At 60.6% G+C, this 13,295-nt stretch carries 11 protein-coding genes; 3 read left to right on the plus strand and 8 right to left on the minus strand.

Going from position 1 to position 13,295, the window contains the following annotated elements; all coding sequences use genetic code 11:
• Positions 1 to 87 precede the first annotated feature (87 nt).
• The gene (locus ACVWZ7_RS02710; protein WP_456506901.1) at positions 88 to 1,515 is read left to right on the plus strand and encodes an IS1380 family transposase; all 1,428 of its coding nucleotides are present in this window, start codon (positions 88 to 90) and stop codon (positions 1,513 to 1,515) included.
• Positions 1,516 to 1,981: 466 nt separating this feature from the next.
• Positions 1,982 to 2,329 (plus strand): hypothetical protein, encoded by a 348-nt coding sequence (locus ACVWZ7_RS02715; protein ID WP_456506902.1) that lies wholly within the window; start codon positions 1,982 to 1,984, stop codon positions 2,327 to 2,329.
• A 175-nt stretch (positions 2,330 to 2,504) separates the two neighbouring features.
• On the opposite strand, the gene ACVWZ7_RS02720 is transcribed toward ACVWZ7_RS02715, so the two are convergent.
• From ACVWZ7_RS02720 to ACVWZ7_RS02750, 7 genes are all read right to left on the minus strand, one after another.
• Entirely contained in the window at positions 2,505 to 2,648 is a 144-nt protein-coding gene (locus ACVWZ7_RS02720) for a hypothetical protein (RefSeq protein ID WP_456506903.1), read from the minus strand.
• 18 nt (positions 2,649 to 2,666) lie between these two features.
• Complete coding sequence (locus tag ACVWZ7_RS02725; RefSeq protein WP_456506904.1) at positions 2,667 to 5,015, minus strand: DUF262 domain-containing protein; 2,349 nt, start codon at positions 5,013 to 5,015, stop codon at positions 2,667 to 2,669.
• On the minus strand, positions 5,012 to 6,169 hold the full coding sequence (locus tag ACVWZ7_RS02730; protein WP_456506905.1) for a hypothetical protein: 1,158 nt from the start codon (positions 6,167 to 6,169) through the stop codon (positions 5,012 to 5,014). Before ACVWZ7_RS02730 ends, ACVWZ7_RS02725 begins: the two co-directional genes overlap by 4 nt.
• Before the next feature lie 78 nt (positions 6,170 to 6,247).
• Positions 6,248 to 6,742, minus strand: coding sequence for a DUF262 domain-containing protein (locus ACVWZ7_RS02735; protein ID WP_456506906.1), 495 nt, complete (start codon positions 6,740 to 6,742; stop codon positions 6,248 to 6,250).
• Between the two features lie 1,175 nt (positions 6,743 to 7,917).
• Positions 7,918 to 8,415: an AfsR/SARP family transcriptional regulator gene (locus ACVWZ7_RS02740; RefSeq protein WP_456509055.1), complete on the minus strand. Its 498-nt coding sequence runs from the start codon at positions 8,413 to 8,415 to the stop codon at positions 7,918 to 7,920.
• Between the two features lie 491 nt (positions 8,416 to 8,906).
• Positions 8,907 to 10,268, minus strand: a complete 1,362-nt coding sequence (locus ACVWZ7_RS02745; protein ID WP_456506907.1) for a hypothetical protein — start codon at positions 10,266 to 10,268, stop codon at positions 8,907 to 8,909.
• 67 nt (positions 10,269 to 10,335) lie between these two features.
• Positions 10,336 to 10,566 carry a hypothetical protein gene (locus ACVWZ7_RS02750; RefSeq protein ID WP_456506908.1) on the minus strand — a complete coding sequence of 77 codons (231 nt, stop codon included), beginning with the start codon at positions 10,564 to 10,566 and terminating at the stop codon, positions 10,336 to 10,338.
• A gap of 445 nt (positions 10,567 to 11,011) precedes the next feature.
• Between ACVWZ7_RS02750 and ACVWZ7_RS02755 the strand changes: the two genes are divergently transcribed.
• A protein-coding gene (locus tag ACVWZ7_RS02755; RefSeq protein WP_456506909.1) for an IS3 family transposase occupies positions 11,012 to 12,191 on the plus strand; the annotation gives its coding sequence in 2 pieces (ribosomal slippage) (positions 11,012 to 11,277 and positions 11,276 to 12,191; 1,182 coding nt in all).
• 398 nt (positions 12,192 to 12,589) lie between these two features.
• Here ACVWZ7_RS02755 and ACVWZ7_RS02760 read toward each other — a convergent pair.
• On the minus strand, positions 12,590 to 13,087 hold the full coding sequence (locus ACVWZ7_RS02760) for an AfsR/SARP family transcriptional regulator (protein ID WP_456509056.1): 498 nt from the start codon (positions 13,085 to 13,087) through the stop codon (positions 12,590 to 12,592).
• Positions 13,088 to 13,295 lie beyond the last annotated feature (208 nt).

Genomic DNA, 13,295 nt, shown 5'->3' on the forward strand with positions numbered 1-13,295 from the left:
GTGTTTAAAAGGCGAAAAGGTGCTCTGACAAGGGAAAATAGTGGTGTCTAAGCCAATTTATCCCGGTCGTGAAGGAGCACCTTTTCGATGCACCACTCTACCCGTGTTTTTCCGTCCGTCCCCGTCACTTTCACCGGCCAGTCGCTGATCTCCCATGCCGGAGTCACGGTCCTCACGGGCTTCATGGACGCCCTGGGTTTCGGCCGGCTGTGCGAGGACAGGCTCGGCCAGTTTGTTCCCTCCGGCGCACGGCATCGTTCGGGCAAAGTCCTCGGTTCCCTGGCAGCGATGCTCGCCGCCGGAGGCGGACATGCCTCGGACCTGGACATCCTGCGTTCCTCACCCGGCGCCTTCGGTCAGCTGCCCTCGAACGCGACCGTGTCCCGGTTCTTCGAACGCACCGTGACGAACCCGGAGCTGTTCAGCTACGGCTTTGAGACCCTCACCCGGGCCCTGCGCACCCGGGCCTGGGACGCCGCCGGGGACCGGAACCCGGCGCTGTCCGCGACGGCCGCGGACCCGCTGATCATCGATCTTGACGCGACCTTGGTGACCTCGCACTCCGATAAGGAAAACGTCGCCGGCACCTACAAAGGCGGCTACGGGTTCGCCCCGTTCATCGCGTCCTGCGATTACGGTGCCGGCAACGGCTCCGGGGAAATCCTCGCCGCGGCGCTGCGGCCCGGCAACGCCGGGGCGAACAGCGCCGAGGATCATATCCGGGTCTTCCACACCGCCGTGGCCCAACTGCCCGAGGGGTTCTTCAACGACGCCGGGGCTCTGGCCGGGGAGAAGGTCCTGGTCCGCACCGACAGTGCCGGGGCATCCAGGAAGTTCCTCTGGCACCTGCACAGCCTCGGCGTGCAGTTCTCCACCAGTTACACGCTCCCGTTCGGCAAGGCCCACATGATCGACTGGATCACCGACAAACAGTACTGGCAGCCGGCCCTGGACCAGGACGGGGCCGACCGCGCCGATGCGTGGGTCATCAACGCCACCGACATCATCCCGCTCCAGGACTATCCTCCGGACACACAGTTGTTCCTCCGGGCCGAGCCGCTGCACCCCGGAGCGCAGCCGACCCTGCTCGATGTCGACGGGCACCGGATCACCGCGTTCCTGACCAACTCGCCGCGCTGGCACGGACCGTTCCTGGACGCCCGGCACCGTGCCCGGGGCCGGTGTGAGAACCGGATCAAAACCCTGAAAAACACCGGCCTGGGGAAGCTGCCGTTCTTCGACTTCGCCGCGAACCAGGCCTGGGCGAACATCGCCGCCCTCGCCTTCAACCTGGTCTCCTGGCTCCAGCTCGCGGCCCTCCCGGACGGCCACCGCGCCAAGGCCTGGGACATCAAACGCTGGCGCTACCGGCTCTTCGCGACGGCCGGGAAAATCATCACCCGCGCCCGCCGCAACCAGCTGCTGTTACCGGAATCAGCGCCGGAAAAAGACCTCCTGAAACTGCTCCTGGAAAACACCGGGCGCCTCAAACAGATCCTGCCCGCCCCCGGCTGAGCGGGCACCCATCCTGTCCCGACGAGAAGCCCCGTCACCGGAAGTGGAACCGGCGCCAACACCCAGGCGATCCAACGGGCCACACCAGCCCGCCCGGAAACAGAAAACAACCGCCGATCAACCCGCCGGCCCGAACCGGCGACCATCACCCACCGTCATGAAAAATCGAGGCTAGACGTTCCCGCACGCTGGCGGAACATTTCTGGAGGAGGCCGCTGTCGAATACTTCGACTGCACACGATGTTCGACCGGATCTTTGAGTAGTTCGAGGACGACCGGGCGTTCCTGAGACAGTTCCGCATCGCGCCATGCGGTTTGAACACGGGTTCCAGCCCTTCAGGCAGTCCAGCGTCCCGTCCTTCGTTCAGGACTGAATCCATTGCCGACCCTGCCCGCATTTTCGGGGGTTAGCAGTACTATTCGAGGAGCCGACAACTGAAATGGCGTGAACGGAGACTACAAAATTATGGACGCGAACGAGAAGAAGCAAGCCCGCGCGTACATAGGCGAGCACATCGACGTATCGAAGGCGCGCCTGACCGACCATGAGGCAGTAGAACTGCGAGATTTCATCGACAGCTATGACGACTACAAGGGTAAGACCCGGACGCAGACCACGGAGGGTGAGGGTTGGAGCTCGGAAGGCAAGTACACCTATAAGAGAACCTCCACACATACTTTCACCGACGATATCGGCATCCGTGAAGATTTCGAATACAGCGACGACGACGGCGGCCGTAGCAAGAATACAAAAGAGATCAATGACGCTCGGGGTATTCTCAACTTGCTCCACGAAAACCGACCCTGGAAGTAACTCCGACCAGGAAAGTGTCACCCTGATTGCCAACCCTCCCCCGGCCAGGTAATAGCAATGCTCACAGCGTGGTGGCCGTCACTACCGATTGCGACCCGGCATTCCCCCGCAAGACGGAAGATGCGGCACGCTGGCATCACCGGCATAGGGAGATAATCAGGCTCCGGAAAGCCTGCTACACGGTCTCCTTGAGCTCGGGCTTTCCTGGGTCATGGCTTCGTCCGTTTGAATAGTGGATGACGTACGGGGTCTCGACGGCGGTCATCGAGGCTGCACCGTGCGCCACGTTGGAGCGAAGGATGCGAATCACTGCGGCCACGGCGTTCTGCAGTGAGCGTCAGAGGCCCTCGACTGCCAAGGCGCGCACCAGTCGCACACAAAGCTGTATCCGGTTCTCGCTATCCACCAGCCGACCGCTCTCGGGAGTCTGCTGGACCAGAACCCGTAAGTGGTCGTCACAGTCGAACGCCGTCAGAGCCTTGGCGACCTTGCCCCTCAGGGTCTCACGGTCGTCTGGAAGGATGAGTTCGAAAGAGTTGTCATCACAGCGAATCTCGATGCGGGACTTCTTGAGCGTGAGGCCTGGGTCGTCGCGGTGCCACCAGCTTGGTTCCTCGGCATCAGAACCAAGTGAGCCGTCGACCCAGGCCGCACGTAGCAGCGCGTCGCTGAAATAGGCGTTGTAGTTGCTACCGCGAAGCATCCGGAGGCGCTGATAAGCGAATCCGTCGGTCGCGCTGTCGTATGTGCCGTGGTAGTAGCCATCGCCCTTCGAGCTACGGGCGCCGGCGTAGCGGAGAAGGTAGTAGCGCCAGTCGTAGAAGTTGCGGGACTCGCGTTCAGCGAGCCACTGGGCACAGATCGCTTCGAGGGCGTTGCTCGGCTGGTTCGTGCCGGTCTCCGCCCGCGTGGCGACGTCTTCCAGCAGAGCCCCCAGCGGCTCGCGGATGTTGGCTAGATTCGCCCGAGACCCCGTGGTGAGCATGTCAGTCCAGGAGTCGTCCTTTTGGGAACTTCCGAGCTGGCGACGCCTTCCCTCCCAACCAACACCGCGTGAGTAGTCCCCTTTGGTGAGCAAAGCGGCTCCCAGCAGGTCACGCAGTTCCGGTCGGCTCACGTCTGCGAACGCCTCAGCCCGTGCTTCCAGCGTGGCCGCATCGAGCTCGAACGCCATGAAGCGTCCACGTACCAGTGGGTGATCTTCGAGTTGATGCACGGCGGCGATGGCTTCTGGGTGCTCCTCCAGAAAGGACCACTTGAGGACTTCATCAGCAACCCAATCGCTTCGGAAAGCTCCTGAATCCTCCAGCTCGCCGTGAACAATCAGCTTCTCGGTCTGCGCGACGTAGGCAGGCATGCGATTGAAGTCGAGGAACGCGGCAGTGATATTGCGTAGAGAACGCAGGCGCTTGACAATTTCGTCCTGACTGATTGTGTCGGTGGCCTGTCGCGCGAGCAGGACTCCGAAAAGGAGCAGCGTCTCTTGTGCCGAGAAGTCGGTTCCATACCGGACAATGCAGCCGCCTAACAGAACAGGCGTTGTGGAGAAGAGCGGAACCGGTCCTTCCCCGACGCCGACGGCGGTGAACAGCTTGCTGAACTCGACGCTCGGGTCGGAAGGAACTCTGATATTGGTGACGGGGTCGGCGCGAATCCACGTATCGAACGCGTGGAAGAAGAAGTTTAGATTCCGAGTGGCATATTCGTTGTCGGGGTCGGCGAATGCGAGTCGGGCTCGTTCCTCGATCGGCCAAAGCCTTCGTGCCTGCTTGTCGTGCCACTTTCGGTCAGACCTCCCGTCGCGCCACTCGCAGATTTCGATGATGAAAGTGAGGTACCGCTCAAACTCGTCGTCGATCGTGTAGTCGCTCGCCGCCCGCTTCTCGTACTCCCAGAGCAGGTCGGCCCAGGCGCCGTCGATGCTGTCGACGAGGTGCTTGTAGCTGCCAGGGTCGGCTGACTTGATGATGCTTTCGAAGTCCGCCTTAAAGACTTCAAACGTCGTCAGTTGCTTCCCACGCGAGTTCATCTTGATATAGAGGTCTTCGCCGTGGGCGATATCAACGACTGGGAGGAACAAGAACCAGATGGCACTGTTCTGGACGTCGGCGGGGCGAGCGGCGAGCCGGTCCCAGATCGCGTCGATTTCGTCGGTGCGCGAGTCGAGCCTCCGATGGATCGCGTCGAGGACGACCAGCATCGAAGCGATGGTCGGGTCGTGGCGCCATGGGTAGACGTACCACGGCTGGTCGCTGATCCAGGCCGATGGAGAGGCCAACCCGCCGGGATACGCGTTGTTGGCGATTGTCTGGGTGAAGTCTCTAGCTGTGGGCCGGATCGAATACGAGAAGCGCAGCCAAGGGGCGTCCGGGTCGGGCTTATCTGCTCGCGAAGCGACGTACCAATGCAGCAAGAACAGGGTAGTGAGGCGTTGTTGACCGTCGAGTGGCTGCAGGACTCCGGCTTGAACGTCGCCGTACACGAAGTCGAGACCCATGTGCCTGTCAGTCGTGACGGCTTCGATGACCTTGTCAAGGAAGCGGTCCCGGAGGGCACTGACCTCCTCGTCAGCTCTCCCTTGCGCGAAGCCACGTTGAATGATCGGGATCTCGATCTCAGTGACGCCTGGACGGTCTCCGACGGCTTCGTCGAATAGACCGAGGAACGTGACTGGGTAACCCTTCATGCGTGGACCTCGTTAGCGAAAGAGCTCTCGCCGATCAGAAAGCGCTCCACCTTGTCGATCAACGCAGTAACGTAGTTTGCCTGATCCTGGGGACCCCACAGAGAGAGTTGCTGGTCGGCCGCGGCCGTGTAGTACTTCAGGAAGACGTTGCGGGTGCAGGGCAGGATGTGGGCCCCATCCTGGTCAAGCCCGATCACCTGTTCGCGTTTGAGGGCGAAGACCGCGTTGTTCAGCTTGCTGTTGAGGTCGCGTTGGAGCAGCGCCAGATTGCCGAGTCCGTGCGTGTCGTCATCGGTGGCGTCAGTGTCAGGAGCGCTGAACAGCGCCAGGACCTGCCGGAAGATCCCGTCGAAACTCCGCTCATCGGTCTTACCGTCGGCCATGGCCAGATGAGCGTTGATCTTGTTGATGATCCCGTCCACACCGGCACGCTGATCTGGTGGCCAGTGACACTCTTCGATCTTCTTCTTGTGCGAGCGCAGCCAGTCTCGACGCTCGGTCTCCTTCTCGAAGGCCTCGGAGTTTTGTGCGTGGATGTGCTCCAGTGACCAGTTATCGACATAGGCGTGGAACGAGAAGCGGCTCCCGATGTCGCTGCTGTCGAGCACGGTCTCAACATTCATGAGGAGCAGAACCTCGGTGCACTTGCCGTTATCCTTCCCGTAGCGCAGGAGGGAAACCTTGTCAGTACTAAGACCAAGGCGCTTGCGCGTTCGCTCAACGAGCGCCTCTCGGAAGACCGAGTGCGTCCGGGATCGGGATAAGTCGATGAGTTCTTGGATCGAGTCACCGACCTGGATGAGGTAGCCAATCCGGTGGTAGAGATAGCGGTCTTGGAACCACCCCGTCAGCAGTCCGTGGCGCTCGACGACGTCCCGCCAAAAGGCGGCCGTTCCCCGCTCGGCGATATCCTCCTGGACTTTGCCGAAGGTCCAGTAGCGGGGCCGTTCTCTTAGACCCGCTTTCGGCGTCATGGACTCGAAGAGGAAGTCGATATGCGTCGATCTTTCGGTCGATGAGCGTGTAAGGAATGCCCAGAACTGAGGATCACGAAGTTCCCTCTCGAACCCGTCCCATTGGGCAGCGATCTCCTGTTGCCGCCCCGGCTGGCCCCCGGTTGTGCCGCTGTTTGATAGCACCAGAGCCTTAATCAACTCGGAGTCCGTCAGCGGGATGCGATCACGATTTAGCCGCGTAAAAAGTGCGGTAGCGTCGGTGCCCGGCGACGCCTCTTACCAGATGACGTAAACCCAGTTAGCAAGCGCCGTGTGGAAATTGATAGCGGCCTGCGTGACGTTTGGCTGTTCGTCGAACCACTCTCCGATGACCTCGTACGCCTGGGCGATGTGGTAGTAGTCGATGTTCTCGTCACGGCGCGAGAAGTCGAGAGTATCCAGGAAGTCGCGGCTACCTCGTCGCGTTTCGTAGGTAAGCAGATAGTCCAACTTCGAGCCGGCGATCTTCGTGGCGACGTACTTCGTGATCAGGAACAGGGTTGTTAGGCGCTGCTGGCCGTCGACGAGCTCCCAGCTCACACCATCGCGCTTCAACACGACGACCGGCTGGAGGTAATAGGCGGTGGGCGCGCCCCCGCCAGCTTCACCCTTGTGGGTCTTGATGTCCTCTAAAAGTTGACGCACTTCGTCGCGTCCCCACCGGTAGCCGCGCTGGTACGCGGCGACGAAGAACTCGCCCTGGATGAACGGCTTGTCGTCGTCGCCCTTCATAACGAGCCGGGGCTCAATCGTCGCCTCCGCTCGAGCTTGTTGGTCAGCGTGTTCTCCTATAAGAAAACACTCTAGTGGGATGCCCCGACAGATCGGGGGCGGTTGCGGGGACGGAGGTGCGCAGCACACAGCTGACTCCTGGAGACGCCGGCGGCTTCTAAATCCCGGACCTGCAGTGCCCCTGTCCCGCTCGGCCGAGCTTACCCGCGGTACGCTGGCGTGCCACCGGTTTCGTTTCCCGGTGTCCGGCCAAAGTTCCCATCGAAGACTGCTTCCAAGTTCCGGCGTCTCCGGCCCGCCGAGGGATACCTCATCGGCCGCCCTAAGCCGCCAAAAGAAGGGAGATCACCCACGCAAACTTCAAAAAGTCAAGCTTTGTCAACAGCAACAAGACAACAAGCCGCTGACCTGCGGAAACACTGTGCCCGAGGTGGGACTCGAACTGCATTCCAGCCGCCGCAAACACCGGGAACCCGCGAAAACATGCGGAATCCGGCCCGATCCGACCCCAGTACGAACCGATCCGAAGCCCAAAGTGTGGACAGTGTCAACACCCCCGAATTCGCCCTTCCTCTTAGGCGCCGCGTAGTTTGACGACGTCCCTGGCGCGGAGCCATCCACATCGGTCCGACGGAACGAGCCTGGCCCTGCTGTGATTCCGTCGCACCATTGCTACCGCAATTTGGTTTGGCTGATACTGAAAATCGCACTTTGGGCACTGTACGCCATAAGGGCTATGGAAAGCCGGCGTCATGGGACATGCCAATATCGAGGAAGTACCAGAAAAACTTGAGATTGGTCTGAGAGACTGCGCGAGACCAAGCCGCCAGCGGTGGTGAGCCAGATCGAAGGAGCCACTCTATGGCCGGATCGAGAGGAGCTGATTGTGGAAGACAACGCAAAGTCGTGGGGCTCCGAGGGCGAGAATGGCGGCCCGAATGGCGGCCCGAACGGTGGCCCGCTTATCCAGGCAACCTTGGTGATTCGAGTCTGGAGGGACACGGAAAGCCCCGAACCCTTCCGTGCCCGGATCATTGCGGGATCACCGAACGGTGACGAACACACAATTAGTTATGCTCACGACCGGGCGGGAGTCATCGCAGCGGTGAACCGTTGGCTAAACATCCTGCCTGACGATTAGAAACTTGCCCGATTCCGACTAGCCAATCCTGCGCCTACAAAACGTCAGCGACGAGCCGCCGAATGCCCTCCGACGGAGCAAGACTCAAGTCCTCCTTCAGCTTCGCTCGATACGCTTCGAAGGCCCGAAGCGCGGCAGCATTGTTGCCCTGCTGCCTTTGAGCCTGAATGAGAAGCCCAACCGCACTTTCATAGAGCGGTTCAAGTTCAACGGCTGCCTCCGACGCTTCCAAGGCAACCTCAAAGTCGCAGCGCGCCAGCGACTCGCGGGCAATGATGTGGAACGCGTGGAGCCGATCCTGTCGCAATCTGCTCTGTTCAAAGAACACCCAATCGTCATACCAGCCCGGCAGCAGTTCCGCATCGCGCAGTAGGTTTAGGGACGAAGCGGCGTTCCCGTTGAGCCCGGTTTGGCTCAGCTCCCTAAGGCACTCCCGGACCCGGTGCAGATCAACGTCCACCAAATCGCTAAGAGAAAGCTCGGCGCCCCCGTTGACCAACAGGCCCGGGACCTGTCGTGAGACCAGGTGCATGCTCACGCGCAGGCTCTCCAGGGCCCGGCTCTCACGGCTCTCCGGCCACAGGAGCCCAACCAGGTAACTTCGAGGGCGGGGACCGTGGATAGCCAAGGCAGTGATGAGCCGCTGTTGACGCGCCGCAACATGCACACTGCACGAGTCCCTGTGGAGTTTCCATGATTGGAAAAGGCTCAGCTGAAAATGGCAAAAGTCGCCGCTTCCCATTGGTACCCCCAATCCAGCGTGACTGCGAGCTGGAACAGTCCTAGCCACGAGCATCCGCATTCCGGCTGGGCATGTCAATGCCCGGCCGGATGTGCCAGTTTTGTGAAGTAGAGTAGCGTGACCTCGGCACCTGACAGCTCGGACACAACAGCAACCGCCATTAAACTTGCCCTGGAATCCGAGCCAAATGGCCCTAGTGACGACGCCTCTAGGGAGAAGTAGCCATCTTGACTCCTGGTCGCTTCCGCACGTTCATCACCTTTGCTGATCGCAGGAAGGTGTCAGTTTGGTGTTTTGAACGTGAATACCATGTCCAAATCAGGCAAAGGCAGAGGAGGATGCAATGCAGCGACCTTATCTGCCACCATCTGGGCGGTGTCAGAAGAGATCCCGGGTGACAGGGCTGCAAGACTGAGGTCTTCGCCTGTACTGCCGAAATGAATGCGTAGCGCCACAACCTCGGGTAGAAGTGAGGCATGTTCCTGCACCACCTCCCACAGGGGTTCGTGCAGAGCTTGGCGCACAACGACTGAGGGCCACGGATCAACAAAGAGCGGGTCCTCTCCGGGGATGGCCATGAAATTTCTACTCAACTTTCGTTGGCAGATCGGGCGCACTTCCCCCGGGGATCGGTTCTGCGCGTCACCAAGTGTCTGTTGCAAAACGCATCTGATGGGATCGCTTTCGGTCGCGACTTCAAGCCCGTGCAGAGCAGTCTCAACAGCCGCCGCAAATTCTCCCCTTGCTGCTTGGACGTGCGCCAAAGTGTCCCACGAATTCGGCTGCCCTGGGAAGTCCTTTGTTTGGAGCTCAGCTGCCTGAAGGGCACCGCCGGTTGCGCCGAGCGCCAGCGCTTCGTAGGCAATCGTGTTGAGGTCGAGACTGACGCCTGACGCTTTGGCTGTCGCGAGAAGCGTTGCCGTGTGTTCATCCAACTCATCGAAGGGGGCTCCGGCCGCTGCGAGCATCCGGATGGCTGGAAGCCCGTGCGCTGGGAATTCAGTGAGGTAGTTCTTCGCTGCTTCCTGCCAAACTCCACGCGTCTTCTCAGACGATTCGATTACGAGTTGCAGCCATGACGCGCGAGCAGCTACTTTCTTTGACGGCGCGCTCCCGGTTTCGGTGATCTTTGACAGCCACTTCGCTGTTTGTGGGACGTTACCTGAGCCCCATGCCCTTTCGGCCGCCTCGATCAAAAGCTCGATGGATGCGTTTGGCAATTCGCCCGCTTGAAATACTTCCACCGACGTCGTCGTGGCTTGACGTGCCCAGACAGCCAGGGAGGCTGCGAGCTCCTGAGGCAGGGCAGGTACTTGGTTGACGGACTCGATCACCCAGCGCCGCGCGACGTCTCCCTCGAAAGTTAGGACTATCAAGATCGGGTTCAGGGTTCGGACACCCAAGCTGGTGCTCGCCTCCACCCCGGTTCCAATCGTCTGGCGGTAGACGTGGAACACATAGTTGTCCGCGATCGCTCGGACAACTATGTCACTCAACATGCATTTCTCAAGCTTGCGGCTGACGGCCGAGTAAGACCGGACCCCCGCGGCGAAGTACAGCAACACCGGCTTCTTAGCGGTACTCGCGCGATGGAGGATTTCAGAAAGTGTTTGCTCAGACATCAGAATGTCGAATTCCAGCATTCCAAGGTGGTCGGCGTCGAGATTTCATCAACGACACCTATGTCCTCCCAGGTGCATGTCACGCTTCTCACTCGCCATTCACCACTGGCTTCATCGGGCGGCTCAGTGTTGATATTCGCCTTCCCACCTTGATCTTCGCATATCTTGAAAGCGAGTTGCGCAATTTTCGCATGGCGAACGTTTGCGACATCGCGAAATTCTGAAGAATTAGGGTGGCACCCGGTACCGGGAACATGATCAGCGCCGCCGCCTCCGCCCCGCCCAGTGCTACCACCGGTTCCTGCGTCGGCGGTCCCACCGATTCCTGCGTCGGGGCCGCCACCCCCGCCCATTCCCGGCCCCCAGCCCGCGCCCCCGTCACAGTCCCGAGTCTCAGCCGAACACCCAACTTTGTTGTTTTCCATTACCGGTACTCCGTCGTATTCTTTCGGTCAAGCCAATGTAGTACGACGAGCGTTACCGGAGCGTTACGCGCACGGTTTGCATGCTCACCCGCAGGCTCTCCATGGCCCGACTCTCGGGCCACAGGAGGCCGGCTAGCCTCAGGTTTTCATGGCGGCCTGTCGGGATGGTGTGTTTAAGCAGGGAAAGGGTGCTCTGAGGCGAATTCCAGGGGTCGATGCAACACCCGAGGTCAGCTGGCTATCAGTAAATCACGTAGACGCTCTGTGGGCTGCTCTGGAGATTTCGGACAGTGGTACCCCATGAAATGATGGGGATTACCGGAATGAGGAATCACCAGAATGTCATCAACCCGTCGCAGGTTCAGTCAGGAATTCAAGGATGAACTGTGCCGCGAAGTCATCGAGTCGTCCAAGCCCATCAAGACCGTCGCCACCGAATACGGCGTGGGTGCCGAGACGCTGCGTAATTGGCTGAAGAAGTACAGGGAAGCGTCTGGCGGCGCCGAAACGGAGCCGGGGCTGAACGTCTCCGAACGTGCCCGGCTCAAGGAACTGGAACGTGAAAACCAGGAACTGAAGGCGGAGGCCGCGTTCCTAAAAAAACGGCCGCATACTTCGCGAGGGAACCACGGTAGTGGCGAAGTATGAATTCATCGACTCCTACGCGGCAACGCCGAAGGCGCCGGCGGTGTTGACGATGTGCCTCTGGCTGGAGGTCTCCCGCTCGGGGTTCTACCACTGGCGATCCCGCCCGGTCTCGGCCACCGCGGCCCGCAGACAGGCACTGGCCGCCCGTGTGCGGCATTTCTTCAAAGAATCAGACGGGACCTACGGGTACCGCCGGATCCACGCGGACCTGGTCGGCGAGGGCATCGAGTGTTCCCCGGAGCTGGTGCGCCAGATTATGCGGCAAGAGACCCTGATACCGTGCCAGCCACGGCCCTTCAGGACCACGACGGTCGCCGACGCCGCAGCGGCCGGGGCCATGCCCGATCTGGTCAAACGCGACTTCACCGCCGCTCGTCCTGGCTTCAAGTTCGTCGGGGACATCACCTATGTGCACACGTGGCAGGGGTTCATCTACCTGGCCACGGTCATCGACTGCTATTCGAAGAAGATCGTCGGATGGGCGATCGAGGACCACATGCGCTCCGAGCTCGTGGAACGGGCCCTGTCCAACGCCGCCGCAACGACCCGAATCGAGCCCAACGCGATCTGGCATTCCGACCGCGGAAGCGTTTATACCTCGGCGTCTTTCCTGGTCACCGGGCTGGGTATGCGGTCATCCATGGGGAAACCCGGGATTTGCTGGGACAACAGCCAGGCGGAGACTTTCTTCTCGGCCCTGAAAAACGAGCGGGTGTACCGCACGACGTATGCCACCAAGGAACGTGCCCGAAAGGACATCATCCGCTACATCGAGGGGTTCTACAACAGCCGCAGGCGCCATTCGGCGCTCAACTACCGACGGCCGAATGAAGTCCACTATAGTTACCAGCAGCCGGCCACGGCAGCGTAGAAAAACCACTAATCCGCTGTCCGAAAACTCCTAAACAGCCCAGGGAGCTGATTTGATGGGCAGGGTTGAGTGCGGGGGCTCCGGCGGCCCGGATGGGCCAAGCGGTGGTGCACCCATCCAGGCAAGCTTGGTCATTCGGGTCTGGAGGGACACGGAAAGTCCCGAACCCTTCCGTGCACGGATCATCGCCGGATCGGCGGAAGGCAACGAACCCACGGTTGCTTATGCTCGCGGCCGGGCGGAAGTAGTCGCAGCGGTGAACCGTTGGCTCGACGACCTCCCTGATGATTAGGAACTCGCCCCGATACCGCAAAGCGAAAGCTTCACCCCGGTTGTCGCATTGTTGCCACCGGAACGATGTAGCGCGGCCGAAGCCGACCGGGTAACGCACCAGGTTCTCACAAAACGTCAGCGAGTAGGCGCCGGATGCCTTCCGACGGTACAAGGCCCATATCCTCGTTCAGCTTCGCTCGATACTTTTCGAAGGCCCGAAGCGCGGCGGCATTGTTACCCTGGCTCCTTTGAGCCTGAATGAGAAGGCCTACCGCACTTTCATAGAGCGGTTCGAGTTCAAGGGCTGCCTCCGAGGCTTCCAGGGCAATCTCAAAGTCGCCGCGTGCCAGCGATTCGCGAGCAATGATGTGGAACGCGTGGAGCCGGTCCTGCCGCAATCTGCTCTGTTCAAAGAGCACCCAATCGTCATACCAGCCCGGGAGCAGTTCGGCCTCGCGTAAGAGGTTCAGGGAGGAAGCAGCCGCCCCGTCAGCCCCGGATTGGCTCAGCTCTCGCAGACAGGACCGGACCCGGTGCAAGTCGACGTCCACCAAATCACTCAGCGATAGCTCGGCGCCCCCGTTGACCAACAGGCCCGGTGCCTGCCGGGACACCAGGTGCATGCTCACACGCAAACTCTCCAAGGCCCGAGCCTCGCGGCTCTCAGGCCACAAGAGCCCGACCAGGTAGCTTCGAGGACGCGGACCATGAATGGCCAAGGCGGTAATGAGCCTTTGCTGACGCGCCGCAACATGCACGATGCACGAGTCCCTGCTGAGTTTCCACGACTGGAACAGGCTCAGCTGAAAATGGCAAAAGTCGCCGCTCACC

Source organism: Arthrobacter sp. TE12232 (assembly GCF_054062615.1).